Here is a 25,081-nt window from a genome sequence, read left to right as displayed (position 1 = left end):
GCTGTTTTGCCTTCTTGCTACAGTGTTTGCGGGGACCGCTTGACGCAACCTCGGCTGCGCCGAAATTCCTGACAGATGGGGGGTTGTTTTGTGCCGTCTGGCCTCCGCGCAGCCTGCACCATGGCGGAAGGCGGTGCCACTGGCTGCGTTTTTGGAATCTATCAAAAGGGAATTTCGTCTTGCAACCGCGGCAGCAGAAGATAGCGCCAGATACCATGGCACGTCGGCCGCGTTTGCCGTCTTCGGCCATCTTTGGTCGTGGTCGGTGGTGGGGACTTCACAACTCGGTCCTCGGACACCATGCGACGAGTTGGATCCGGGCCGACAGGATGTGTTTCCTGTCGGCCCGTTGGTTTTTCTTAGTTTCCGAGGTCCAGCTTGACCTCGACCTTTTCGAGCGTGCCGGGGAAGTCGAACGGGACGTGGTAGTCCTCGCTCACCGGTTCGCCGGCGTCGGAGCCGATGTCGAAGGTTTCGTCAAGCGAGATGCGGTAGCCCATCGTGCGCTCGATCCGGCCTTCGGCAACCAGTGTGTCGTCGACATAGAGCTTGCCATTGCCACCCTTGCCGGCGCCGCCGCCGTCATAATCGAACTCGTAGCGGATCACGTGCTTGCCCGGGGCCAGTTCGTCACCGACGATGTTGTACCGTTCGAGGTTTGCAACATTGTAGGTGTAGACCGGTTTGCCATTGAGCACGTAGAGCGCCCAGCCACCGAAACGTCCGCCTTGTGTGACGAGCATCCCGTCATTGTCGCCGTCGTCGATTTCGATGGTCGCGGTGATCGTGTGCGACTTGTTCTTGAAGTCGGGCGCGGTGCCTTCGGGGATACGCTTCATGTTGTCATAGTAGGTGAAGCTGTCACGACCCATGGTCAGGCTGGGGCGAAGGGAAACGTCCAGACGCGGCACTTTCGTGTTGTCGATCGGCAGGGCGTTGTACTTCGTTGCTTCGCCGTAGAAGAGCAGCTGCATTTCTTCCAGCTTTTCAGGATATTCGTCGGCCAGGTTCTTCGATTGCGAGAAGTCCTCGGCAACATTGTAGAGTTCCCACTCCCAGTCGCTGATCACGTCACTCGGCTTGGTCACGCTGAGCCAGGGGGCTTCCGGCGGCGTGGTGGCAGCAACCCACCCGTCATTGTAGATGGCGCGGTGGCCCAGCATCTCGAAGTACTGCGTGCGACGGGTCGACGGGGCGTCGGCATCGTTGAACGCATACATCATGCTGGTGCCTTCGATCGGCGATTGCGCCACGCCATTGATCGATTGCGGAGCCGGCAGGCCGGTGGCCTCAAGGATGGTCGGCATGATGTCGATCACATGGTGGAACTGGTCGCGGATCTCGCCCTTGCCCTCGATTCCGGCCGGCCAGGAGATGACCATCCCGTTGCGGGTGCCGCCAAAGTGGCTGGCGATCTGCTTGGTCCACTGGAACGGCGTGTTCATGGCGTGGGCCCAGGCTGAGGGGAAGTGGCCGAAGGTGTTCGGGCCGCCCAACTCGTCCATCCGTGCGTAGGTGTCTTCGAAGGGCACCTGGATGTTGTTGAAGAAGGTCATCTCGTTCAACAATCCATCGGGGCTGCCTTCAGCGCTCGCACCGTTGTCGCCCATCAGGTAGATCACCAGCGTGTTGTCCATCTCGCCGGTTTCCTCGATGGCGTCGAGGATACGGTTGATCTGGTAGTCCATATGCGCCAGCGAACCGGCATAGACCTCCATCATCCGCGCATAGAGCTCTTTCTGCTGATCATTCAGCGAGTCCCAGGCGCGGAGTTGCTCGGGGCGCGGTGTCAGCGGTGTGCCTTCGGGGATGATGCCTTCGGCGATCATGTTGGCATGGATCTGTTCGCGCATCGCATCCCAGCCCATGTCGAACTGGCCGTCGAACTTGTCGATCCATTCCTGCGGCGCATGGTGCGGTGCGTGGGATGTGCCCGGCGCGTAGTAAACGAAGAAGGGCTTCTCGGGGGCCAGGGCGTTCTGTTCGCGGATGTAGTTGATCGCCCGGTCCGCCATGTCCTCGTCGAGGTGGTAATCGGGAGTGTTTGGCGGCTCGACCGGCTTGGTGCCTTCAAAGATCGCCGGGGTGAACTGGCTGGTATCGCCGCCGAGGAAGCCGAAGAACTGCTCGAAGCCAAGGCCGGTGGGCCAGAGATCGAAGGGCCCGGCCTGGCTGGATTGCCAGTCCGGCACATTGTGGTTCTTGCCGTACCAGGCGGTGTTGTAGCCGTTACCCTTGAGGATCTCGGCAATGGAGCCGTTCTCTTTCGGCATCAGGGAGTTGTAGCCCGGGAAGCCGGTCGCGATCTCCATGATGACGCCGGTGGAATTGGAGTGGTGGTTGCGCCCGGTGATCAGCGCCGAACGGGTCGGCGAACACAGCGCGGTGGTGTGCATGCGGGTGAACCGAAGCCCGTCCTCGGCCAGCCTGTCATAGGCCTCCGTCGGGACAGGGCCGCCAAAGGCCGTCGGCGCACCAAAGCCCACATCGTCGGGCATGATCAGCAGGATGTTCGGCGCGCCTTCCGGTGCCGTCACCTGTCGCGGAAAGTCCAGTTGCGACTCCTCTGTCCTCAGGGCCACATGGCCACTGAACTCGGTCATCGGGATCGGCAGGACCGACCGGTCCCAACCGTCCGCAACGGTTTCTTGTGCAGAGACTTGCCCGGTGCCGGCAATCGCCAGGCAGGCAAGAACTGCTGTTACCTTGGGTTTCATGTTTCTTTCTCCTGAACTGAACCTCGATCGAGGCATTCCGAACCAGATGTGTTCACATCGGTTCCGTTTGTTGGGGCAAGAGCCGGGCAGCGTTGCCAAACGAAAAGCGGCCTTGCCTGTTCGCGCCAAACGAACTGTGAGGTAGCATGGCCCTGACTTTCGGCAAACTTTGCAAGACCGATGCCAGTTTCACCTACAAGGCCGAATGCGTACGGTCGTAGGCGGCTTTCATCTTGAGGCTGAGTTGGCGACCCGCTTCGCCCACCTCTTCGGCGCTCTTGTCGAACTGCGCACGGGACAGAAACCTGTCCCAGGCCGCGACCAGGTCCTTCCACTCGTCCTCGGCTTCCTTCGAAGCCAGGTGGATCTGCAGGCGCTGCTCGTCACACTTGTTCTGAAGATCCGTCAGAACCTTTCCGAGGTCAGCAATCCGATTGCGTTGCAACATTTTCCCATGTCCTTTTTGTCGGGATACCGATGCGTCGCCGTCGCAACTTCCCGGCTCTCGGCTGGTGTGCATTGCGACGGGCAGGATTGTGACGCATCCGGCGGCTTGCGATGTTTCAGTCGGCGAGCACGGCGCGGGCGATATTGGCAGACCGCGAGAGCGCGTCCTTGCGCTTGTGATAATCGGCCGTGATCTGGTCCTGGCGCTCAAGGTACTTGTTGAGGACCTGCTCGTTGGCATTGACCATCTGTTCGTTCATGGCCAGAAGGCGCTCGTTCATTTCGGCATCCAGCTCGTCGATGCGGGCATTTATTTGGGTCTTCTGGCGATGGAGCCGGTCCCGGGTCGCCTTGATCTTGGCCTTGATGGCGGCCTTGTTCCCCTCATGCGCCTGTTGGAGCTCGTTTTCCAACTCGTCGAGTTCTTCATTCAGCGCACGCACTTCCGCGTCCCAGTGTTCGTCCATCACATCGATACGCGCCTTGCGGAACACGACACCCCCATGTTCATGCATTCTCACGTCGAGCGGCGTTGTCCACAGCTCTTCCAGTGACGCGAGAAGGCAATACTTGCCGGGGCGCAGCTCGAACGAAACCTCTTCGAGGAAGTTCAGGTCCACGCCACTCGCCCAGAGGTCGCGGTAGAGGCCAAAGAGCCCACCGGTTGTGCCGCCAAGTACCATGCCGCCAGCAACCGCATTGGCGGCTGCGGCCGTTCCGGCGACCGCGGCTCCGGAGGCGATGGCCGCCGGACCGGCAAGAACACCGATCAACGCACCAAGGGTCGTTCCGACGACGGTGCCTATCGGGCCGTCGCTGCGGCTCTGCAGGATGCGTGTGCTACCATCGCTGGCTTTTGCCAGGATCGTTCCCGCATAAACGGTTACATCGCCGGCCCGATGCAGGGAGCGAAGAGCCTCTGCACCCTCGTAGACCTGCTCTTCTGTGTCGAAGACAACTGCAACAAACTTTTCCATCTTCCGTCTCGCTCTCATTTGTCAGGTGGAGACTCTGTGTCTCCGTGACCACTGAGATAGACGGGCCTGTTTCTTCGGAATTGATAATTGCCGCCACTGTCTTGATAGTGACCGCCGATCGACTCGTTTCGGGATACGGCGACAGGCACCTTCAACTCATGGAAGCATCTCCGCTACATTCGGTGATTGGCCTCAACAGCCTTGCCGCGCACCTTCGCAAAAAGGGCGTCAATGTTGGCAAGCTGCTGGCCAGGGCATCGGTGGACCCCAAGGACATTCAGGAGGAAACCGCACGCCTGCCGATTGATCGGACGGCGGCCTTTTTCCGGGAGGCCGCAGCTGAAACCGGAGACGATCTGCTCGGGTTCCATTTCGGACAGTCACGGGAAGCCGGTGAGGCCGGAAAACTCGGCTATGTCGGGCTGGCGTCCGCGACCGTCCACGAGGCGCTGAAAAATGTTCAGAAATACAGCGTCCTGTATACCGAGTCGGCAGCCATGCGGACCGACCGATTGCGGCAGGACGGCCTTCTGTTCTGGCGCCTGAACGCACCTGCATCGGTGGACATGCGCCAGTTTCAGGAGTTCATCGGCACCAACTTCATCGCCACACTTCGGCAGATCACCGGGATGAACATCCGTCCGGCACATGTTGCGTTCTCCCATCCGCGAAGCGCGAAACTCGGCGAGTTCGAACGTTTCTTTGGCGGCCCTGTCAGCTTCGGGGAAGCGGAATCCTTTATCCGGTTCAATCCTGGTCAGATCAACCTGCCGATCCGGACATCGGACGAACGGCTTCTGGCCATCCTCCAGGACCAGGCCGATCGAGATCTTGAAAGTCTTCAGACGGTACCGAAACAGAAATCACTGGTGCTGGAAGTCGAACGGCTCGCCGCGGTGCGGTTGCGGAGCGATCAGGCAAAGCTTGACATCATTGCCGCGGAACTTGGCATGAGCGGCAGGACGCTGAGCCGCCGGCTTGGCGAGGACGGCACCACCTTCAATGAGATCGTGGACAACCTCCGCCTGACCCTGGCCCTGTCGCTGCTCAGGGACAGTGGCCTTAGCCTGCCGGAAATCGCCTATCGGCTGGGTTACTCCGAAGTCAGCGGGTTCAATCACGCGTTCAAACGCTGGACGGGAAAAACCCCAAAGCACTTCCGAAACCATGGCGCCTGACCGGCCGGTCAGGGCTGGTTTCAAAGCAACCGGGATGCGGTCCGTTCGTAGTCAGTAACCACGTTCGTGATGTGGTTTGCCACAGCTTTTGACGAGCCCCGGACACCAGACACGCAGAGATCCCCTGCTGGTCCGCCGCAAGGCGTGGGCCATGTCCTGAACTATCAAGGCTCTGGCGGCGGCTATCAATTACCAGCGCATGTTCGGCGCTATTTCCGCTGCAAGGCCCAAGATGCTCCCCCGAGCTATGGCCGGAAACCCCCTTCGAGAATGCTTCCGTCCAGGACGGGGGATGCGCTGCGAAGGAGAAATGCAATTGAGGGAGGCCGAGTGTGAAAACCCTGGATGCACAGAGCATCAAGGCTGCAGGAACCGCAGCTCGCACGACCTCTCCCAGACCATGGAGAACTTGAAATGAGCGGATTGGATATCTTCGCGTGGATCGTTCTGATCGTTCTTGCGATCACGCTGATCGCAGGATTCATTGCACTGGCCATGCTGCCGGGCAAGATCGCTACCCAACGTGACCACCCTCAACGTGAAGCCATCACTGTCGCGGGTTGGTTCGGTGCCCTCACAGGCGGTGTCTTCTGGCCGTTGGCCCTGATCTGGGCGTTCTCCCGTCCGCCACTGCTTGCCGGCGCCACGGTCGACCCCAAACCCAATTCCGGAGAAGGAGTATCATCATGATTGTCTTCATGACCCTAGTCTACGTCGCGCTCCTGTTCGTTCTCATCAAGCTGAAGGTTCTTCCCAACACCAAGGCAACCTGGCTTTCGACCGTTGTCTGGATGACGGTTCTGTTCATCTTTCTTTTCATCCCGATGCAATGGGGCGCCCCCTCCGGACCGGTCAATGTCGTTACCCGCGCGGTTCAGGTCGTGCCCAATGTCGGCGGCCAGGTGGTGGACATTGCGGTTGAACCAAACACTCCTCTTAATAAGGGCGACGTGTTGTTCCAGATCGATCCCGAGCCCTTCAAGATTGCCGTGGCTCAGGCAAAAGCAACCAAAGCGCGCGTCGAGGCGCAGGTCCTTCAGGACAAGGATGCTCTCAACTCCGCAATGGCACAATTGAGTCAGGCTGAAGCACGCAGAGATCTTGCGCAGCTGCGGTTCGACGATGACACGAAACTTGTCGAAAACGGCACGATCTCGCAAAACCGTCTGGAGCGACGCCAAACTGACCTGGATGCCGCGCAAGGAACCGTAGCCCAGATGATGTCTGCCGTTTCCCGGGCAGAAACCGAGATCGGCGCACTGACAGAGGACGGAGTCGTCGCCAAGCTTGCCGAGGCAACTGCGGCTCTGGAACTCGCAGAGTGGAACCTGGATCAGACGACAGTGCGCGCACCGTCCGACGGGTTCGTGACCAACCTGGCGCTGGCAGAGGGACAACGCGTCACCAGCCTGCCTTTCGCACCCTCGATGGTCTTCGTGGATACCTCCGAGAGGACGGTGTTGGCTGAAGTGCACCAGATCTATCTGCGCCACCTCGAACCCGGGCAGCCGGCTGAACTGACCTTCAAGACATTGCCGGGGGTTGTCTTGCCCGGGAAGGTGGAGACCGTTCTGGACGTCGCGTCGCAGGGGCAGGCAATTGTGTCAGGTACCGCGGCCCAGCCCGGACGTATTCGGAGCGAGCCGTTCCTGGTCAGGATCGTCCTCGACGACCCGGACCAACTCGCGGCGATTTCGCCGGGGACTGCGGGAACGACTGCAATCTATACTGAAAGCGTCGTGCCGACACATGTGATCCGAAAGGTCATGATCCGGATGACGTCGATCCTGAACTACGTCCGCCCGGCCCTTTGACGTTGACCCTGGCGCGACATCTTTTTCAATGCCGACTATACAATCCCACGTAGCTCGCGTCACATGCAGACGAAAGGTGAGTGACTGGCCTCCTCGAGCCAGTCACTCGTTGCTGCTGGACTGCGGAGTGCCCCCGTAAGTGGGGCGCCAAAGCCTGCCTCTCTTCGGTTGTTTCGGTGGTTCCTTCAGGCTTGGCGGGCAAACGGTCGCCCAGACCCTTTCCTGATCCTCCGCGCTCTCGCCGCCACGGCCGTTCGATCCGGCCATCGCTGACCCGTTGCCGACAGGCGGTGCGAGCATCGCCGAGAGGGGCCAGCTTGCATCTCGCAGCAGCACGGCCACACGCCGGTAGCCCTAGCTGCTGTATTGCCTCGCCAGCTCAATCATGTCGGCAACCAGCCGGTTCTCGTCCTTCCGGCCCCGTGGACGTTGCCGTTGTGACGAGCGATGTTGCCCGAGCGTCCGGCAGATCCGACGCTCGCCGTCCATTGGGCTTGAACCAATGGCACCGCAATGGACTTGCACTTCAACTCGCTGCGGATCAGTTCGATGCAGGCTCGGCGACGAGCGGGGCTCAGGGCTCCGCCCGTTCAGGGGTGAAACATCCCACAGGCATGTTTCCGGGACGCCCTTCACTTCCCCGTGCCGCCTCCTTCAAAAAGAGTTTGTCCAGCGTCAGGTCCGAGACGGCCTTTCGAAGCCGTTCGTTGTTCGCCTGCTCACTCGAACCGATGGCGTTCACAGGCTCACTTCTGGAGACGCTTGAGCTTCTTAAGTTGGTCGGTTCCCATTCCGCCATACTGCTTGCGCCAGCGATAGTATGCCTGCTCCGTGATGCGCACCTGGCGGATTGCATCAACACGCGCCGCTCCTTGCCCGACAAGGACATCAACCTGCCGCAGCTCCTGAGCTATTTCCTCTGGGTTCCGGGCATTCCTCGGACCGATGGCGGAACGCGCTCCAATGTCGTTTGTTCGCCATCTGTTGTCCTCCGTTTCCTAAACATGGCGGTGGACCAGTTCAGTAGGGGCACTCCAATCTCCCAGACGCCGGGGCGGATTCGATGGCCCGCGCATTCACTCCGCCGAGCAAGGTCAGACCAGTGACACTTTCCAACGTGCCTGATCGTTGGATCATTCTGGCAAGGATTTGGTCGCTTTCTTACGCATTCAGCGTCAGCCGGGCGACGACCGACCGGAAAAAAATCTCCACGGGTTGCCATTTCGCGAATGAATGTGTCGCGACATGCGATCTCAGCCGCGTTTTCCGTGAGTTGAATGACGGCCCTGCCGCCCTCGCCTTGATCGGAGCGAGCATCCCTGTAGGATCGCAGCAATCCGGTCAGCCTTGTCGCGAATGGCCATTTTTGAACGAAGGTATCCCGCATGTCCGATAGTGACCCCACGGGCATGTCTGTTGCCTCCAGCCCGAGTTGGTTTCTGATCCTTATGTCGGCGCCGGTCGTGGTCGGTTTCCTTTGGTTTGGCCGCGACTTTCTGATCCCGCTGGCGGTCACTGGCCTTATCTTCATCCTGTCATCGGCGATTGTGGACCGGATCTGCTCGTTACGAGTGTTCGGCCGATCGCCGCCGCGCTGGCTGGCCAATATCCTGGCCGGTTTCATCGTGATCTTTGCATTTCTGTTCCTCGGGACGGCCGTGTCGGGCACGGCGGACGAACTTGTCGAGGCCATGCCCCGATACGAAGAGCGGCTGGCCGACATTCATGCACAGCTGAACTCGGTATTCGGTGGGCGCCTTGCGGAGGGTCTTGGAAGCGTCGTTGAACGGCTTGATCTGGGCAATCTGGTTGCGGCGATCCTTGGTCAACTGGGCGGCGGTGTCTCGATGGTCGTTCTGATCGTGCTCTACCTCGCCTTTCTGATTTCCGAGCGGGCCGCCTGGGTGGCAAAACTGCCTCGGTTCTCGGCAACGGCAGAGGGCGCCGTGCGCACCAAACGCGTGATGAACCGCATCGCCGAGGGCGTCAAAGGCTACATGTGGGTGAACGCGGTGACCAGCGCCATGAGCGGCACGGTCGCCTACCTGATCTTCCGCTGGGTTGGGCTGGACTTCGCAGAGTTGCTGGCGGTGATCGTGTTCGTCGTCGGGTTTATCCCAAATATCGGCGCGTTCATCGGGGTATTCCTACCTGCATCGCTGGCGTTGCTTCAGTTTGACAGCTTCACCCCGTTTCTGATCGTGCTGTTGGGGTACGGCGGCGCGGACCAGTTCATCAGCAACCTGATAACTCCGGCCATGCAGGGAAAATCCCTCAATCTCAGCACGTTCATGGTGATGGTATCGCTGACCTTCTGGGGCACGCTCTGGGGTGGCATCGGCGCATTCCTGTCAACGCCGATGATGGTTGTGGCTCTGGTTGTCTGCGCCGAGATACCGAGCATGCGCTGGATGGCGGTTCTGTTGTCCAGCGATGGAGACCTTGGTTTCCTCGAAAGCGGCGCGCCCGACGACGAGCACGCCTCACCGTACCCGCCCTAGGATAACCGTGCCGCGCGGGTTGCAATTCAATTTCCCAGACCCAGCCTACGCGCGGTTGGTCAATCTTCCTTCGATCCCCCATCGCTTTCCTGGTTGATCAATGCCCGAGCGAATTGCGCAAAAAAGCGCGACGAAAACACCGACTCCGACAAAGATGTAGACGACGGTGAAGACCTTCCCCAACTCGGTCTGCGGAGACAGGTCGCCCAGTCCAACAGTCGAAATCGTCGTGGCGCTGAAGTAGAGCGAGTCGACCCACGACCAACCCTCTGCGCCCTGGTTAAAAACGGTTCCCGAGAACAGGATCAGGATGGCAAGCGCGAAACCGGCGCGAAACGACGGAACGCTCCAGGATCGGGCAATCGCTTTCAGCAAGCGAAGGATGGTCAGTCCAAGTGGCAGCACAGCAGGCTCCTTTCGGGGAAACACCTGTGACGACACTATTTCGACCTGTCTGGGCTTAGTTCGAGGTGCCAGAGCGCGCTGGATCATTGCGGAATACTGGCTCAATGGGATCCCGGTGCGGATATTTGCAGATTGTTCCGCCGTTGCGTCGCTCGGGGGCACGGATTGGGTGGACACCGGTTACGGCGGATTCGAGGATTGCAAATTGGGCCGGGCCGGTGCTTCGGGGGTTGGGACCGTATCACAATGAGAAATGTGTCTAACAATCGAAGCGCCCCACCGCCGCGGCCTGAATTCCGTCGCTCCCCCGAGATGCATCGGAAGCGGGGCTTGCGGCTGGCCGTATTTCCGCTGCTTCCTGGCTTGGCCTTCTGCGCCGCCGCGCTGACACCGTTGCCGATCCCGCACGACTGACTGTTGCAGGGTATCCTGTGCGGGCTGGTCACGGGAAATGGATACATGACTGGCCTACTCCTGCTGGTTGGATGGTGCGCGATAGAACTGCCGCGTCTCATCGGACGGGCCGCGACGATGGCTCACGCGGTGGTCGCCGTGCCGGTGCTGGCACTGCTTGGCTGGGCTTCCCGAGGGCAGACGACTGGCAGAACTCGATCCGCAGCCGGACCGCCCCGCCATCTGCCGAAAGTTCAACACGCTGCAGATCATCTTGGTGGCGGTCGTCATCTTCGTGGTCGTCGTCGCGATTGGCCGGGCGTTGCAATGGGTGTTCGACACGCTGCGCTTCCGTCTGTTTCGGGGCATGCCGAAGCGACAGCAGACGTTCTCGGCCTGATCCTCGACAGCCACGCGCCGCGCGGCTTTGACCATTTGGAAAGCTGGCGGTTGGTCTGTGCCGGCCAGGCGCTGCCGGGCGCAGAGCGGGCGGGCGACATAGCCGTCGCACTCGACGCGCTCGCGGAGATGGAGGACGTCACGGACGACGTGGTGCTTCTGGGGGCGTCCCACGGCGGCTGGACGGCGATGGAGTTCGTCGGGCTGGCGCTTACGGGCGAGGTGCCGCCCGGACTGACGCAATGGCCGTCGGAGCCGGACATGCTGTTGGCGCATGTTTCAGCGCTGGTCGTGCTGTACCCGTATTGTGGCGCTCTCAACGGTGCGGATGCGATTTCCTGGCCGGATCGGCCGCCGTTGCTGATGATCCTGGCCGAGAATGACAGCATCGTCAGCACGCCGAATTGCCTTGAAGCCGCCGCGACATTGAGACAAGGCGGCGCGAGCGTCACCTCCGTGGTGCTTGCAGGCGCGGACCACGGATTCGACCAGCGCGAGCGGTCGGTGTTGTCGAGCCTGAAGCTCGACGCAGATCTGCGAGATCAGGCGACGCGTGACATCGCCGATTTCCTGAGTTTGCCTGCGGTTCAATAGCGCAATCTTCCGGAAGCGGTCAGGACGGGTTCCAGCCCGCGTTGCGGAGCCCCTGCACGATCTTGTCGATCACCTCTGGCGCTACCGTGTGCAATCCAAAAACGGTGGCAGGGTCCTCGGCCGTCGGCGCATATCTCTCGGCCATACGGGCGAGAGAGTCCTGTGCGGCACCCATTTGCCCCAATGCCCCTTGCGCGATCGCCATGAGGGAATGGCTGGCGCTCGAATCGTCCCGCACGGCCTGCTGGGCTGCCGCAAGCATCTCCTGATACTCGTCGCGCATCAGATGGTCCATCGCGATGACGTGGAAGTAGCGCGGCGGGACCTGGACCGACAAGTGCACGGCATCCCAGACATAGGGCATGCCCTCTTCGAACCGCCCGCGTACCGCAAACAACCAACCGAGTTGAAAAACGGCATCGGGGTCATTCGGCCGGTACTCAACCAGCCGCCGCGCGAGATCCTGCGACTCCTCAAAGAGTCCTTCGTAGTGCGCGTGGGTGGAAAGCGCCTTCAGCCCCGGCACATTCGCGGGATCGAGCGAAATCGCGGTCTCCGCGGCTTCCCGCACGAGGCGCTTGGCTTCCTCTGGCGCTACGTCAGGTTCGAAATTGTAAAGCTCTGCATCCTGGCGGAGCATCGCCAAGAGGCCCCAGGCTTCGGCATAGGCAGAATCGTCCTGAACGGCCGTTTCAAGACAATCACGCACGTCGCGATAAAGCTCCGACTGCAGTGTGCGGCGATACTCATACCCCCGAAGAACACAGCCATAGCTCGTCATCTTGATGCCTGACAGATCGGCCAGGCCTTTGGTCTGGGCGTCGCGGATGGCACCGTAGGGCTGGCCAAGATGCTCGGCAATTCTGTTGGCAATCTCTTTTTGCACCTCGATCAGCTCTTGCGGCGAAACTTTTCGTTCGTAGGTGCCACTCCAGATCACCATCCTGTTCGAATCCAGAAGCTGGACGCGAACGACGTATTCGTCCCCAATGATGCCGACACTGCCTTCGGTGCGAAACAGGGGCGCCTGTTCGTCTGGCCCACCGTCGAGTTGGTCGTCTGTCCCGAAACTGTCGTCAACCGAGTGCACGCGAATGTCCGGGAACTGCCTCAGATCGTGGATCACCTGATGGGTCAGTCCGATCGCGTACACGTCATCGGACCCGGATTGTCCGAGGCTCACGAAGGGACGCACGATCACCCGAGGCCGTTCGGCAGGATTGGCGATCTCGACCGCGGGAGGCTGTCCATCCCGCACATTCTGGATTCCCAGAACCACCGCAAAGAGCGCGACGGACGCAAGCACGAGGCCAAGGAGAACGGGCCGCAAAAAGCGCTTGCGCGGCGGATCTGAAACAGGGTCAACGCTTGGCGGACTGGCTGGTTCTTCTGGCTTTGGCTCCGGCTGCGGTTCTGGTTCCGGGGCTGGCGTGGTGAAATCGATCTGCGGACGATACCCGCCTTTCGGAATGGAAAAACGGATCGGCGCGTCGCGCCCCGGCCCTTGGTAGTAGCTGTCGAGATTCGCGCGCAGCCGGCGGGCTTCGATCCGGACAATGGCATCTTCGTTCGCATCGAAGTCTTCGCCGCGGCCAAACACGTTCTGGGCGATATACGTGCCCTTCAACAAATGCCCGCGACCGTCCAGATGCTCTTCCACGACGAAGCGCAGAAGCCGGCGACGGTTTGCGTTTGCTTCAAAGCTGCTATGCGCAAGAAGCGCCACGAGCGCTTGCAGAATGGCATCGGTCTGCCCGCCCTCTGAGCTGTTGTTCTGCTCTAATGGCATGTTTCTTCTCTATTTTTTGAAACGCTGCCGCTTTCGGCGCAGAGGCCGCAGGGCTTTTTGCAAAGTGCCGTGAAACGCCGTTTGTAACATGTTGCAACGTTTACGTCGAGGGATCGGATGCCGATCTATCGGGGTGTTGAACGGGGCCAAAATCGGAAAGCCACAGAGATGAACTCGACGCAACGCGAACATGCAATCGCGGTACTTCCCGCTCGCCGGGTAGGCTGCGGATCAGTTGATTTCGATGACCACCCCATCGCAAGTGAGGGCCGATACACCCAGTCTGGTTCGACCGACACAACACCAGTCTGCGTCGAGACTTCCTGCAAAGTTGGCGAGATAGACACCTTCCGGATCGACGCTTGCGCGATCTATGTCCGCCCCGGAAATCCAACAACATTTGCCCTTGTGCGGGTCAGCCTGCGGGTCCGGGTGACGTTCTGGAAAATCGACGGGGGCAGGTCTTGTCGACCGGCTTCCCAGTTCCAATTTGACATCTCAAGAGAGGAAATAACAATGTATAGCAGAAGGATAACCCGTTTTTCAGGGGTCGCTTCCTGCGCATTTTTCGCAGCGGGTGCGTTCGCGCAAGAGGACCCGGACCGCACACCGGTCGCGGAGTTCAAGGACGGCTTCACGCTGGAACAGGTCGAGAGCTACCGCTCGCAATTCAACATCCCTGAACTGCTGAAGGGCGGCGACACTTCGGTCTGGTGGTCGCAGCGCACATCCGAGTTGCACAACACCGCGCATTTGCCGGTGCAGGTGCCAGTGATGCCGCTGGAAGAGAACATCATGCCCGAGATCGGCGAGATCACCGCCGATACCAAGAACTTCGGCACGCTGAGCCTGAATGACTGGCTGGTGCATCCCGGCAGCTACGCCAAGGGGATCATTGTCATCCACGAAGGCAAGGTGGTGTTCGAGGAGTACCCCGCCCTCAACCCATGGGACGCGCATCTGTGGATGTCCACGGCCAAGCCGCTGACCAGCCTCGTGATCGACAAGCTAATCGAGGAAGGCAAGATAACCGATCAGCAGACCGTTGGCGAACTGATGCCCGACTGGGCTGCGACCGACTGGGCCGACATTAAGGTGATCGACATCCTGGACATGACCCCGGGCATGAATTCCGAGGAGAACGACGAAACCCGCGCCGATCCAGATTCGATCGCGATCCGGACCTTCAACGCCGAGTTCGGTTTTCAGTACAACCGGCGCAATGAAACCGTGCCCGAAGTGCTGATGGACGCGGAATCGGTGCGCAATCCGGGGGAGAAGTTCGAATACGGATCGCCCACGACAGAGATGCTGGTGCTGATCGCCGAGGCGGTCGGTCAGGAGCCCTGGGCGCAACTTCTGGATAAGTACGTCTGGTCGAAGGTCGGCGCCGAGGGCCCGCTGATGGTCCATATGTCGCCCGATGGAACGGCCGCGGCGCATGGCGTCGTTTCCAGCCGCCTTCGTGTGCTGGCGCGGTTCGGCATGCTGTATACCCCGAGCTGGGACAAGACAGCGACCGAGCAGGTGGTGACGCCCGAGATTCTCGCCCGGATCCGGGACGGTGTGCGCGGCCACGAGTTCTACATGAACGGTTTTGATGGTCCGGCCTTTCTGGATCGTCTGAATGACGACACCATGATCTCGAACGCCCGCCAGTGGGATGCCATCTGGCCCGACGGGGACATGTGGAAAGCCGGGTTGCAGTCACAGGCCCTCTACGTCTCCCCGGACAAGGATCTGGTCATCGCGTTCTTCTCGACCAACGTGCCCGACGATTCCTTCCACCGCTACCTGCGACCGATCGCGACGTCCGACCTGTTCGACTGAGTATCCGGGCGATCCCGAAACACTTATAACGGCCGCGATTAACGTGTCCACAACCGGCCCTGCCTACCTCGATCTCCGGGGATCAGGCGGGGCACCCAACATGCATTTGAAAGGAAGAAAACATGACGAAGGCAGACAAGCTGAAAGCCGCGAAAGCCCCGTCCGGAGTCGGTCGCCGGCAAGTCCTCATGGGTGGTGTCGGCATGACCGCCATGGGGGTCCTGGGCGGCGGCGCTGCCGGCAGCCTCGTCCCGGCGCGTGCCGCGGCACAGTCGAGCGACGCGGCGTCCAAGGTGGTCATCCAACCCATCACGGAGCGCACAACGCCGATCTCCAAGGCCAAGGAGCCGCTGCCGTTCGATGTGGTGCAAGGCATCCGGGAGCGGTTCAGTGTCCCCAACTGGCAATCGGCCGGGGATGACGGCGTCTACGTCAACATGCACTTCCCGTCCTTCAACCCGACGGACGTGGTCATGCCCAGCCACCCGGTGCGGGAACTGGAGCGCGACATCCGCCCGGAACTACCGGACATGACATTCACCATGGAGGATGGCTCACAATCGGAATCTCTGGACAATTACGTCTATGGCGACAACCGCACGCAGGCGGTGATGATGGCCCACAAGGGCAAGGTCGTGTACGAGGCCTTCCCGGGCATGAATCCGTGGGATTATCACATCTGGATGTCGGCGTCGAAAACCTGCGTGGGCACACTGGGTGTGATACTGGAACGTGAGGGTCTTCTCGATTTTGACGAGCCGATCACGAAATACGCCAAGGAGTTGGAAGGCACCGCGTGGGACAACGTGTCCGTGCTCAACGCGATGAATATGGCGTCAGGCCTCGACATTGAGGAAACCACTGAAGCGTTCTCTGATCCCGAAAGCTGGATCGAGCAGTACTTTGGCACGCTCTTTTCGGGCGAAGGAACGGAATGGATCGACATCATGCGCGCGGCTGAACCGCTGGAGGGTGAACAACCCGGCGATCGCTTCCGCTATTCCACCGCGATCACGCAGGCGCTCGTTCTGGCACTGCAGCACGCCTCCAATCTGAAATACGCCGATCTCTTCAATGATCGGATCTACTCAAAGATCGGTGCAAAGCAGCAATACATGGTGGGTCTCGCCTCGGACGGCACAGCCGTGGGCGGCGGGCTGAATATGACAACACCCGAGGACATGCTGCGCTATGCCATGATCTTCACGCCAAGCTGGAACGCCGTGTCGACCGAACAGGTGATTACGGATGATCTGCTGCGCCGGATCCAGACCCTCGGCGATCCGGCGGCCTATGAGGGCAGCACCGAACAGCAGTATCACGCGCAATGGTTCGGCGAGAGCGGCCAGCGCAACTGCGCCCAGTGGGATTGCGTGTTCGCCGATGGCGCCATGTTCAAGCACGGCAACATGCACCAGGGCATCTATGCCGACCCGGAGCGTGACTTCTGTGCGATGACCTTCTCGACCACGCCGAACGAACGGCCTGACTACACGCCGGGTTACCTGCGCGCGGCGGCAAAGCTGTTGGCCGGAAGCTGACGGAGAACCAGTTTGGCGTCGACCGCGCCCAACCGATCGACGCCAAACCAGAACACGAGACTTACCATGACACTTAACTCCTCCACGAAACACTTCTGGCTCGGCCTTGTGCTAATGGCTTTGAGCGTTTTCATACTGGTCAACGCAACTGTTGCATCCGTGGCTGTTGTCACCGTCACGGGCATGCTTCTGATCCTCGGCGGTATGCTGCAGATTGCTCTCGGCTTCTGGTCGGACGGAACGGGAAACCGCCTGATGACATGGGGCATCGGCCTGATGACGTTGCTCCTCGGCTGGTCTTTCCTGTCCTACCCGCTTGCCGGCATCATCTCGCTGTCATCCCTTTTGCTGGTTCTGCTGGCAACGAGCGGCGCAGTGCAGATCACCTGTGCGTTTCGCGCCAAGGGCGACCCGGTCTTCTGGCCGTTGATGGGCGCAGGGGTGCTGTCCCTGATCCTCGCTATCGTCGTGCTGACGTCTCCGGGTGCGACGCTCGAACTATTGGGAATCCTGCTCGGACTGCACATGCTCTCGAACGGGGCAAGCCTGACCATGATCGGGATGGCCATGCAGGAACTCCCGAATGACCAAGACACCTTCAACACACTGCTGGAAATGGAATAAAAATGGCAGATCTGATTGCAATCTCTTTCGATGATCCGGGCAAGGCCTACGACGTTCGCGCGCGGCTGGCTGAACTTCAGAAAGAGTATCTCATCGCGATGGATGACATTGTTGTTGTCACCCGGGAAGATGACGGAAAGGTCAAGCTGCACCAGGCGACCAACCTGACAGCGGCAGGCGCCGTCGGCGGCAGCTTCTGGGGCATGCTGATCGGGTTGCTGTTCCTCAATCCGCTGCTTGGCATGGCCGTTGGTGCAGGCACCGGGGCGCTTTCGGGATATCTCACCGATCTCGGGATCGACGACGGTTTCATGAAGAGCGTCGGCGAGGATCTCAAGCCCGGCGGTGCGGCCCTGTTCGTGCTCGTACGCGAGGTTACTGGCGACAAGGTTCTGGAACGGCTCAAGGATTTCGCGGGCAGCGGCAAGATCATCCAGACCTCGCTGTCGAAAACCAGCGATGAGGAGCTTCGCAAGGTCTTCGAGAAGGCGTCGTGAGCCTGCATTGATCCGGCACCCGGGGGACGACGACTGGGTCTGTCTCCCGTGTGCTTTTCTTGATGTATCCATTCGGAAAAAGGTGAACCAAGCGGACGTCAGACGGGAGGACAGGCGTCGACTGCCAACGCAGCAGACCTTAGAGTTAGAATTCGAAGTGCTCAATTCGGGCTCGAGACGTCATTCGGCGCGTGGTTGTTTTGGCTGAAGTGCAGAGGAACAGGCTCATGGCCTCGGACATCCGCCAGCAATGCTCCTGACGACACAAGACATTACAGTTTCGACAGGCCGAACAGGCCAACCATTTGCGAGGACCAGAAAATGAACCCTTTCCCGGCAACTCTTGCGCTATTGGTCTGTGCATCTGCCGTTCTGGCGCAGGACGATCCTGCGCGGACCCTGTTCACCAATGTGCATGTCTTTGACGGCCTCAACGAGGCACGGATCGAGAACGCGAGTGTTCTGGTCGAGGGCAATCTGATCACAACGATCTCGACCGATGCGCTGGACGTGGACGGGGCGACGGTCATCGATGGCGGCGGCCGCACGCTGATGCCGGGGATCATCGACAGCCACATTCATCTGGCCATCGGCAACATCAGCGTGCCGGACATCATGACCGAACTGCCGGGGTATCTGACGATCCGCTCGGCAGTGGCGGCAGAGCAGGTTCTCGATCAAGGTATCACGACCGTCCGCGATATGGGCGGCGAAACCTTCACACTGAAGCGCGCGATTGATGAAGGGCTGATCCCCGGGCCGCGGGTCTATCCCTCGGGCGCCTTCATCACCCAGACCAGCGGCCATTTCGATTTCCGGGCGCGTGGGGAAGCAAATCCCTCGCTGACCGATGAAGTGCCCTATTGGTCGCGATATACCACCTACATGGTGGACGGGCCGGACCGGGTGCTGGCCGCCGCACGCGAAAACTTGCGGCTCGGGGCCTCGCAACTCAAGCTTGCTATCGGCGGTGGGGTTTCCTCTCCCACCGACCCGATCGACACGACCCAGTTTAGCTATGACGAGATCAAGGCCGCCGTCGATGCCGCCGAGAACTGGGGCACCTATGTGACCGTGCATGGCTACACGCCTCGGGCAGTCAACATCGCCATCGACGCAGGCGTGAAAGTGATCGAGCACGGTCAACTTCTGGATCGCGCCACAGTCGAGCGCATGGCCAAAGAGGGTATCTGGCTCAGCTACCAGCCCTTTACCCTGTGCGAGGAACCGCACTTCAATGCCGCGCAGAACGCCAAGCAGGCGATCATCTGCAAGGGCACCGCGCAGGTCTATGAGTGGATGAAGGAGTTTCCGGACCTCAAGGTGACCCACGGCACCGATACGGTCATGAACCCGGTCGAGGGCCTGACCGGAACGACAGAACAGCTTGAGCGGCTGGAGAAATGGTTCACGCCCTACGAGATCCTCAAGATGGCCACCGGCAATACCAGCGAGCTGCTGAAACTGAGCGGACCACGCAACCCCTACCAGGACGGCGATCTTGGTGTCGTGGCCGAAGGCGCCTATGCCGATCTGCTATTGGTTGATGGCAACCCGCTCGACGGTGTGGGCGTTCTTGGAGATACCGACAACCTTCGGATCATCATGAAGGACGGAGAGATCTACAAGAACACGCTTTCCGAGTAGGCCACGCCGTCCGCTTCGCGCATCGGATGCGCAAGCATCGGTGGATCTTCTCCCGGGTATTCGCTAAACGGCTCGTCTGCTTTTCCACCGGCCGTAGTGACCTGAAAGGAAAGCAACCATGAGGAATTTGCCGGCCAAGGCATTTCCAGTTCCGACGTCACCCGGCAGTGCAGCACTCTGGGCGAGGGCATCACAGGCAGCACGTCTTACCTATGTGTCATAGTGTTTTTTTGCACTTCCCTTGCTGATGTCCCTGTTCACCAATCCCGCCTTCGCATAGGGGGCTCAGGCAGTAGATCTCCCAAGGACTCTCAACATCCCGCTGGCGGCGTTCAGAAGCGTGCCGTTGCAGATTAACTCCGACAACCATATCCGCCTGCATGAGGCGCTCGGAATGCGTCCGCCGGTTTCCGAAACTCCAATCAGAAGTGGCCCATAGAAAATCGGGCTGGACAAGCTCTAAGCCGGTGAGCTTTCAGCTTGGTGCACGTCATTGGGCCGAGTCCGGACCCAGTGGCCCCGAGGGGACGGGCATTCGTGCCAGTGTCACCCTCCTTATCCCGCGCTGAAACTGACGCGCGGCACATCCGAGGCCGCGGATCACCGCCAAACAGCCGTTTCTCCGGGTCGTGTTTCGTGGCACTTTCGGGGGCGCGGCGGGAACATTTGACACATGGGTGTCAGGCTATTGCGGGGGTCTGAACCAGCCGATGGTTTGAGTTAGAGGGATGTCAAGGATGGCAACGAATCCCGATCACAGCACGGCATTGAACAGACGCATGTTTCTATGGTTTCTGTCGGCATCGCCGTTGGTGACCGTCGGCGCCGCCGGCGCTGGCAGAGTTGATCCAACACGCCGAAGATCTGCCCGGCGACAAGATGTGGCTGGATCTGGTCGATAGGGTGATCGCGTCTCCGGAGGAAGCAGTCAATATTTTTGATTTCTAAGCCAATGCCAAGCGGTGGCTGCCGCCGGCCCACTACGGATTCCTGGCCTCCGGCGTTGGCGGCGAGGAAACGCTCCGTGCGAACCGGGACGAATTCGGGCACTACCATCTGCGACCGCGTCGCCTCGTGGGGGTTGGCGGGACGGACATCTCGGTTTCGCTGTTCGGAGAGGAATTTGCCTCACCTGTCGGGATCGCGCCGGTGGGCTTGCAACTAGTGTTCAACCGCGAGGCAGTGGCGGCCGTCGCGCGCGCCGCTCAAAGCGGCAATCACCTCCAGATCCTGTCGACGCAGACGAACACACCACTGGATCAGGTCAACGCGGCGCGTGGGCGGCCCGTCTGGTTCCAACTATGCGCCAGCGATTCCGCCGCGCTCGCCGAGCAACCCATTCGCGCGGCAGAGATGCCGGCTGCCCGCTGCTGGTGGTGACGGTCGACCTCGTCAGAAAGCGCGTTCTGGAAACCAGGAACATCCTGCGCAGAACCGATACGAGGGACTGCAAGCAGTGCCACGGCGCCACCACGGTGGAGGAACGTGTGCGGTTCATGCCGATGTACCGGGATTTCGACCTCTCGGGCGTTTCCAACCCGATGGACCCGGCGATGACGTGGGACAGTCTGGAGCGCCTGCGCGAGAAAACCAGCATGAAGGTCGTGGTCAAGGGCCTGATGACGCCAGAGGATGCCGCCATCGAAGAGGGCCGCGGCTTTGATGGCATGGCGGTCTCCAATCACGGCGGGCGGGCCGATGAATCCGGGTTTGCGTCCATCGACGCGCATCCGGCCATCACGGAGCAGGTTGACGGTGCCATCCCTGTCATCGTTGATTCCGGCTTCCGGCGCGGCTCGGATATCGTCAAGGCGCTTTGCATGGGGGCGGACATGGTCTGTGTCGGGCGCCCATATATCTGGGGCCTGACGGCGTTTGGCCAGGCGGGCGTGGAGCGGGTGATGCAATTGCTGGATGCCGAGCTGCAGGTGACAATGCAGCAAATGGGGGTGTCACGCCCCGCGGATTTGACCAAGGATATGATCGGCACAGTTTGAGACAGCCGGGCCGCCAAATCTACAGGAGATGAGAGATGACACTGACGACACGGCGCAGCGTTCTTCGGGCAGCATTGCTGGGCGCAACATGCCTGACCTCTCTTGGCCGCGGCGCAATTGCACAAAGTTCCCTTAGCGATATCGGTAGTGCGATGGCAACCAGCCCTGACGCGACGATCTATACCGCGCGGGAGATCGTCACGCTCGATCCGGAGCGCCCCACGGCAACGGCCGTGGCCGTAGTAAATGAACGCATCCTTGGAGTGGGTACGGCGGAGGATTTGGTTAGGGCTCTCGGCGATCAGCCCCACACCATCGACACGACCTTTGCGGACCATGTCATCGTGCCCGGCTTCATCGCCCAGCACGACCATCCCGTGCTGGCGGGACTGACCATGTCGTCCGAGATCCTTGCCATTGAGGATTGGACCTTGCCCGGCGGAACCGTGCCTGCGGTCAAGGACAAGGCGGACTTCCTGACCCGACTGAAGGCCGCAAGCGACGCGATGGAAGACCCGGCGGAGCCGCTGTTGTCCTGGGGCTACCACAGCTATTTCTATGGAGAGTTGACGCGCGACGAACTCGATGGTGTCAGCACGACCCGTCCGATCATCGTCTGGGCAAGGTCCTGCCACGAGTTCCACTTGAACAGCGCCGCGCTCAATGTCGGCGGGGTGACGGAGGAGGCGATGGAAAGCTGGTCGCCGTCCGCCCGCGCGCAGTCCAACCTCGCTGAGGGCCATTTCTACGAGCAGGGCCTGTTTGCCGTTCTGCCGCTCATCGCGCCGATGGTCATCAACCCCGGCAAGTTCCGCGCGGGTCTTGGAATCATGCGCGACTACATGCATGCCAAGGGCGTGACCTTCGGCAACGAGCCGGGCGGCATCCTCTCCAAGGAGATCCAGGGTATCGTCAACTCGGTGATGTCCGCACCCACGATGCCGTTCCGCTGGTCGTTCATGGCCGACGGCAAGAGCCTGATCGGCAAGTACGACGACGATGCACAAGTGGTGGCAGAGACCGAGAAACTGGCGGCGTGGTATGGCGGCATGACCGAACTGGCCGAGGGCAGCGCCAAGCTTTTTGCCGATGGTGCGATCTATTCGCTGGCGATGCGGGTGCGCGAACCGTTCCTCGACGGCCACGACGGCGTCTGGATGATGGACGAGGACAAGTTCCTGCGCGGCTTCCGCGTCTACTGGGACGCGGGCTATCAGATCCATATCCACGTCAACGGCGATGCGGGGCTGGACCGTGTGCTGAACGCTCTGGAACTCAACATGCGTCGCAATCCACGTCATGACCACCGTACCGTGGTCGTCCATTTCGCCGTCAGCGGAGCCGATCAGGTGGAGCGCATCAAGCAACTCGGTGCGATCGTCAGCGCCAATCCCTATTATGTGCGTGCGTTGGCGGACAAGTACGGTGAAGTGGGCCTTGGGCCCGAACGCGCCGACGCGATGGTGCGGTTGGGCGATGTGGAGCGGGCGGGCATCTCCTATTCTCTGCATTCGGACATGCCAATGGCGCCAGGCGACCCGCTGTTCCTGATGTGGTGCGCCGTCAATCGGGTCACCTCGTCGGGACGGGTTGCGGGCGAAGATCAACGCGCGTCTCGCGAGCAGGCCCTGAAGGCGGTGACCCTGAATGCGGCCTATGCACACCGTTTGGAGCATGAGCGCGGCAGCATCGAACCGGGCAAGCTGGCCAATTTCACCGTCCTCGACGACAATCCGCTGACGATCGAGGCGATGGCGATCAAGGATATCGGTGTCTGGGGTACAGTCATGGAGGGGCGTGTACTGAAGGTTGGCACCCTTGCCCATGACGATGCCGCACTTGCCCCGACGAAAGATGAGGTGGATCAGACCGATTTCGCCCGCTCTGTCCTTGATCACGCGGTGTCCGTCGTTCATGCACACATCTAGCAAGAAGGTTGCTCTGGAAAGGAGCCGCGTTCTTCGGCCAACCCGACAGGGCGTGACGGCCAGAACAGCGACCAGATGAGCGATCCACAGACGCCGCCGGGATCAGCAGAGCGCTTATGGAGGCGCCGGACTGTGAAGTCGTCGGAAGACCGACCGTTTTCCTATTGAAACCCGCAGCTCGCTCGCGCAGCCGTTGCGTTGGGGACGGCTTCCAGCACCGTCTGCATGATCGCGGTTTCGATTGCGGGTGATGCACGGGAGGCGCTCTCGCATTCGGCCGAGACCTGCGCCGCGATCAGCGCCGCCACCCGCGCCGGCCAGGTCACCCAGGCATCGCGCTCCTGCCGGGCGAGACGGAACACCAGCGCCTCGGCCCGGGCGGGGTCGACCAGCGCACCTTTCTTCTTCCGGATCGCGATCTGCCGTTCCTGCGCCTGGTAGACCGTGAGCGCCGTCCGGGCCTTGAGATACGAGGAGGACTCGCCGGGTCCCGAGAGGGCATTGTCGCTCACCGATCGCCGTTGCTGATCCGGATCGGTCGTCTCCGCGCGGCGGGCGTCCGAGGCTGCCGCATCGATTGAGCCATCCGCGAAAAGCGTCAGACGGCCGGTGCGCTTCGCTTTCTGGATCGCGCCCCGCGATATGCCGGCATGAGTGGCGTAGTCCTGTTCGGTCATGCCCTGCATGGGGGATCCTTAGCAAGATTAAAGTCATGATATTGCTTTGATTATCGTTGATGCTCGTTCGCATCAGAGCGAACCTGATCCATATTGGATCTCAGCCTGTCACGGTCCCGCACCCGAGCGGGGCCCGCCCACCGGGCCCCGGCCTCGTAGGAGGGCCTGCATCCCGCAGGTCCGCATCCACGGAGCCCATCATGTCCGAGCTCACCGACACCCAGATCCGCATTCTCGAACTCGCCGCCGCACGGAACGACGCGCTGGCCATGCCGCTGCCGAAGGGCCTGCACGGAGCCGCGGCGAAGAAGGCGGTGACCAGGATCATGGAGCTCGGCTTCCTCGAGGAGGTCGATGCCAACATCACCCGCGGCGAGACGCTCTGGCGGGAGACCGGCGATGGTCACGGCTTGACGCTGATCGCCACCGAAGCCGGGCTTGCAGCGGTCGAGCTCTCGCCGGCCGAGATCCGTACCCGGCTGGACCGGCGGAACCCGGAGCCGCTTGAGACCGGGCCCAGCGTACCGCGTGCAGGAACCAAGCAGGCCGGCCTGATCGAGATGCTCTCCGCGCCGGGCGGCGCCACCATCGCAGAGATCTCCGAGGCCACCGGCTGGCAGGCGCACAGCGTTCGCGGTGCGATCTCCGGCACGCTGCGCAAGAAGCTCGGACTCACCGTGGAGGCAACGGCGGAGCCCGAGCGCGGCAGGGTCTACCGGATCGCCGGTTCCTGATTCAGCGCCAGCGCCGACAGGCGCCCTCGGAGGTCATGATGGCCGCGATGTCGCGGCCATTCATTTGTTTGCTTCGACCCTTTCCGCCTGCAGCTCCGAAAAGCTGACGCCGCTCACTTCGTGCACCGCATCCTTGCCGGTGAAGGCTTGCCAGCGCTCTACCGCGACATCGACATAGGCCGGGTTGAGCTCGACACCGAGGCAGGTCCGGTTGGTGGTCTCGGCCGCGATCAGCGTCGTACCGGATCCCATGAACGGCTCGTAGACCGCCTGTCCGGGATCGGAATTGTTGAGGATCGGCCGGCGCATGCATTCGACCGGCTTCTGGGTGCCGTGCACAGTCTCGGCATCCTGATCGCGGTTGGCAATCTGCCAGAGTGTGGTCTGTTTCC

The 25,081-nt window shown here is 60.9% G+C and carries 20 protein-coding genes and 2 pseudogenes; 14 read left to right on the top strand and 8 right to left on the bottom strand.

The window, feature by feature from the left end; all coding sequences use genetic code 11:
- Window positions 1-359 precede the first annotated feature (359 nt).
- From CLV78_RS22585 to CLV78_RS22575, 3 genes are all read right to left on the bottom strand, one after another.
- Entirely contained in the window at window positions 360-2,717 is a 2,358-nt protein-coding gene (locus tag CLV78_RS22585; RefSeq protein WP_106208281.1) for an arylsulfatase, read from the bottom strand.
- A 193-nt stretch (window positions 2,718-2,910) separates the two neighbouring features.
- Window positions 2,911-3,165 carry a hypothetical protein gene (locus CLV78_RS22580; protein WP_106208279.1) on the bottom strand — a complete coding sequence of 85 codons (255 nt, stop codon included), beginning with the start codon at window positions 3,163-3,165 and terminating at the stop codon, window positions 2,911-2,913.
- A gap of 115 nt (window positions 3,166-3,280) precedes the next feature.
- The gene (locus CLV78_RS22575; RefSeq protein ID WP_106208277.1) at window positions 3,281-4,141 is read right to left on the bottom strand and encodes a hypothetical protein; all 861 of its coding nucleotides are present in this window, start codon (window positions 4,139-4,141) and stop codon (window positions 3,281-3,283) included.
- 158 nt (window positions 4,142-4,299) lie between these two features.
- On the opposite strand from CLV78_RS22575, the gene CLV78_RS22570 reads away from it, so the two are divergent.
- The 3 genes from CLV78_RS22570 to CLV78_RS22560 all read left to right on the top strand — a co-directional run bounded on the left by CLV78_RS22570 (window position 4,300) and on the right by CLV78_RS22560 (window position 7,133).
- Complete coding sequence (locus CLV78_RS22570) at window positions 4,300-5,319, top strand: AraC family transcriptional regulator (protein ID WP_106208275.1); 1,020 nt, start codon at window positions 4,300-4,302, stop codon at window positions 5,317-5,319.
- Between the two features lie 414 nt (window positions 5,320-5,733).
- Window positions 5,734-6,009 (top strand): DUF3302 domain-containing protein, encoded by a 276-nt coding sequence (locus tag CLV78_RS22565; protein ID WP_106208273.1) that lies wholly within the window; start codon window positions 5,734-5,736, stop codon window positions 6,007-6,009.
- Window positions 6,006-7,133 (top strand): HlyD family secretion protein, encoded by a 1,128-nt coding sequence (locus CLV78_RS22560; RefSeq protein WP_106208271.1) that lies wholly within the window; start codon window positions 6,006-6,008, stop codon window positions 7,131-7,133. The genes CLV78_RS22565 and CLV78_RS22560 overlap by 4 nt, the downstream gene beginning before the upstream one ends.
- Before the next feature lie 147 nt (window positions 7,134-7,280).
- Here CLV78_RS22560 and CLV78_RS24670 read toward each other — a convergent pair.
- Window positions 7,281-8,080 (bottom strand): annotated as a pseudogene (locus tag CLV78_RS24670) (transposase); the annotation flags it as partial.
- A 438-nt stretch (window positions 8,081-8,518) separates the two neighbouring features.
- Between CLV78_RS24670 and CLV78_RS22550 the strand changes: the two are divergent.
- Window positions 8,519-9,634 (top strand): AI-2E family transporter, encoded by a 1,116-nt coding sequence (locus tag CLV78_RS22550; RefSeq protein ID WP_106208269.1) that lies wholly within the window; start codon window positions 8,519-8,521, stop codon window positions 9,632-9,634.
- 45 nt (window positions 9,635-9,679) lie between these two features.
- On the opposite strand, the gene CLV78_RS22545 is transcribed toward CLV78_RS22550, so the two are convergent.
- Window positions 9,680-10,039, bottom strand: a complete 360-nt coding sequence (locus tag CLV78_RS22545; protein WP_245925262.1) for a potassium channel family protein — start codon at window positions 10,037-10,039, stop codon at window positions 9,680-9,682.
- A gap of 571 nt (window positions 10,040-10,610) precedes the next feature.
- On the opposite strand from CLV78_RS22545, the gene CLV78_RS24090 reads away from it, so the two are divergent.
- Both CLV78_RS24090 and CLV78_RS22535 read left to right on the top strand, forming a co-directional pair.
- On the top strand, window positions 10,611-10,832 hold the full coding sequence (locus tag CLV78_RS24090; protein WP_106208265.1) for a hypothetical protein: 222 nt from the start codon (window positions 10,611-10,613) through the stop codon (window positions 10,830-10,832).
- On the top strand, window positions 10,760-11,425 hold the full coding sequence (locus tag CLV78_RS22535) for a dienelactone hydrolase family protein (RefSeq protein WP_146136765.1): 666 nt from the start codon (window positions 10,760-10,762) through the stop codon (window positions 11,423-11,425). Before CLV78_RS24090 ends, CLV78_RS22535 begins: the two co-directional genes overlap by 73 nt.
- A gap of 19 nt (window positions 11,426-11,444) precedes the next feature.
- On the opposite strand, the gene CLV78_RS22530 is transcribed toward CLV78_RS22535, so the two are convergent.
- A complete protein-coding gene (locus CLV78_RS22530; protein WP_106208261.1) occupies window positions 11,445-13,214 on the bottom strand; it encodes a hypothetical protein in 1,770 nt (589 codons plus the stop codon).
- 516 nt (window positions 13,215-13,730) lie between these two features.
- On the opposite strand from CLV78_RS22530, the gene CLV78_RS22525 reads away from it, so the two are divergent.
- The 7 genes and pseudogenes from CLV78_RS22525 to CLV78_RS22490 all read left to right on the top strand — a co-directional run bounded on the left by CLV78_RS22525 (window position 13,731) and on the right by CLV78_RS22490 (window position 23,278).
- Window positions 13,731-15,044, top strand: a complete 1,314-nt coding sequence (locus CLV78_RS22525) for a serine hydrolase domain-containing protein (protein WP_158263641.1) — start codon at window positions 13,731-13,733, stop codon at window positions 15,042-15,044.
- Between the two features lie 122 nt (window positions 15,045-15,166).
- The gene (locus CLV78_RS22520; RefSeq protein WP_106208257.1) at window positions 15,167-16,585 is read left to right on the top strand and encodes a serine hydrolase domain-containing protein; all 1,419 of its coding nucleotides are present in this window, start codon (window positions 15,167-15,169) and stop codon (window positions 16,583-16,585) included.
- Between the two features lie 66 nt (window positions 16,586-16,651).
- The gene (locus CLV78_RS22515; protein ID WP_106208255.1) at window positions 16,652-17,209 is read left to right on the top strand and encodes an HdeD family acid-resistance protein; all 558 of its coding nucleotides are present in this window, start codon (window positions 16,652-16,654) and stop codon (window positions 17,207-17,209) included.
- Window positions 17,210-17,211: 2 nt separating this feature from the next.
- Window positions 17,212-17,706 carry a DUF1269 domain-containing protein gene (locus CLV78_RS22510; protein ID WP_106208253.1) on the top strand — a complete coding sequence of 165 codons (495 nt, stop codon included), beginning with the start codon at window positions 17,212-17,214 and terminating at the stop codon, window positions 17,704-17,706.
- Window positions 17,707-18,027: 321 nt separating this feature from the next.
- Window positions 18,028-19,353: a metal-dependent hydrolase family protein gene (locus CLV78_RS22505; RefSeq protein WP_106208251.1), complete on the top strand. Its 1,326-nt coding sequence runs from the start codon at window positions 18,028-18,030 to the stop codon at window positions 19,351-19,353.
- Between the two features lie 966 nt (window positions 19,354-20,319).
- A pseudogene (locus CLV78_RS25020) lies at window positions 20,320-21,350 on the top strand (alpha-hydroxy acid oxidase).
- A gap of 35 nt (window positions 21,351-21,385) precedes the next feature.
- Window positions 21,386-23,278 carry an amidohydrolase gene (locus tag CLV78_RS22490; RefSeq protein WP_106208245.1) on the top strand — a complete coding sequence of 631 codons (1,893 nt, stop codon included), beginning with the start codon at window positions 21,386-21,388 and terminating at the stop codon, window positions 23,276-23,278.
- A 161-nt stretch (window positions 23,279-23,439) separates the two neighbouring features.
- Here the strand turns inward: CLV78_RS22490 and CLV78_RS22485 are convergent, their stop codons facing one another.
- Window positions 23,440-23,964, bottom strand: coding sequence for a hypothetical protein (locus tag CLV78_RS22485; protein ID WP_106208244.1), 525 nt, complete (start codon window positions 23,962-23,964; stop codon window positions 23,440-23,442).
- Window positions 23,965-24,155: 191 nt separating this feature from the next.
- Here CLV78_RS22485 and CLV78_RS22480 point away from each other — a divergent pair, with 191 nt between their 5' ends.
- Complete coding sequence (locus CLV78_RS22480) at window positions 24,156-24,689, top strand: DUF3489 domain-containing protein (RefSeq protein ID WP_106208242.1); 534 nt, start codon at window positions 24,156-24,158, stop codon at window positions 24,687-24,689.
- Window positions 24,690-24,749: 60 nt separating this feature from the next.
- Here CLV78_RS22480 and CLV78_RS22475 read toward each other — a convergent pair.
- On the bottom strand, window positions 24,750-25,081 hold a 332-nt coding region (locus CLV78_RS22475; RefSeq protein ID WP_146136764.1), incomplete at its 5' end, for a DNA methyltransferase.

This window comes from Aliiruegeria haliotis (assembly GCF_003003255.1).
In the GTDB taxonomy this organism is placed as follows: Bacteria; Pseudomonadota; Alphaproteobacteria; order Rhodobacterales; family Rhodobacteraceae; genus Tropicimonas; species Tropicimonas haliotis.
This window is presented reverse-complemented; position numbering and strand designations above follow the sequence as displayed.

Excerpts from the sequence above, each read along its gene's own strand:
- CLV78_RS22480 (WP_106208242.1), top strand. The coding sequence starts at position 24,156 with ATGTCCGAGCTCACCGACACCCAGATCCGCATTCTCGAACTCGCCGCC.
- CLV78_RS22575 (WP_106208277.1), bottom strand. The coding sequence starts at position 4,141 with ATGGAAAAGTTTGTTGCAGTTGTCTTCGACACAGAAGAGCAGGTCTAC.
- CLV78_RS22570 (WP_106208275.1), top strand. The coding sequence starts at position 4,300 with ATGGAAGCATCTCCGCTACATTCGGTGATTGGCCTCAACAGCCTTGCC.
- CLV78_RS22490 (WP_106208245.1), top strand. The coding sequence starts at position 21,386 with ATGACACTGACGACACGGCGCAGCGTTCTTCGGGCAGCATTGCTGGGC.
- CLV78_RS22515 (WP_106208255.1), top strand. The coding sequence starts at position 16,652 with ATGACACTTAACTCCTCCACGAAACACTTCTGGCTCGGCCTTGTGCTA.
- CLV78_RS22550 (WP_106208269.1), top strand. The coding sequence starts at position 8,519 with ATGTCCGATAGTGACCCCACGGGCATGTCTGTTGCCTCCAGCCCGAGT.
- CLV78_RS22520 (WP_106208257.1), top strand. The coding sequence starts at position 15,167 with ATGACGAAGGCAGACAAGCTGAAAGCCGCGAAAGCCCCGTCCGGAGTC.
- CLV78_RS22585 (WP_106208281.1), bottom strand. The coding sequence starts at position 2,717 with ATGAAACCCAAGGTAACAGCAGTTCTTGCCTGCCTGGCGATTGCCGGC.
- CLV78_RS22560 (WP_106208271.1), top strand. The coding sequence starts at position 6,006 with ATGATTGTCTTCATGACCCTAGTCTACGTCGCGCTCCTGTTCGTTCTC.
- CLV78_RS22530 (WP_106208261.1), bottom strand. The coding sequence starts at position 13,214 with ATGCCATTAGAGCAGAACAACAGCTCAGAGGGCGGGCAGACCGATGCC.
- CLV78_RS22525 (WP_158263641.1), top strand. The coding sequence starts at position 13,731 with ATGTATAGCAGAAGGATAACCCGTTTTTCAGGGGTCGCTTCCTGCGCA.
- CLV78_RS22505 (WP_106208251.1), top strand. The coding sequence starts at position 18,028 with ATGAACCCTTTCCCGGCAACTCTTGCGCTATTGGTCTGTGCATCTGCC.
- CLV78_RS22565 (WP_106208273.1), top strand. The coding sequence starts at position 5,734 with ATGAGCGGATTGGATATCTTCGCGTGGATCGTTCTGATCGTTCTTGCG.
- CLV78_RS22535 (WP_146136765.1), top strand. The coding sequence starts at position 10,760 with ATGGGTGTTCGACACGCTGCGCTTCCGTCTGTTTCGGGGCATGCCGAA.
- CLV78_RS22510 (WP_106208253.1), top strand. The coding sequence starts at position 17,212 with ATGGCAGATCTGATTGCAATCTCTTTCGATGATCCGGGCAAGGCCTAC.
- CLV78_RS22580 (WP_106208279.1), bottom strand. The coding sequence starts at position 3,165 with ATGTTGCAACGCAATCGGATTGCTGACCTCGGAAAGGTTCTGACGGAT.
- CLV78_RS22485 (WP_106208244.1), bottom strand. The coding sequence starts at position 23,964 with ATGCAGGGCATGACCGAACAGGACTACGCCACTCATGCCGGCATATCG.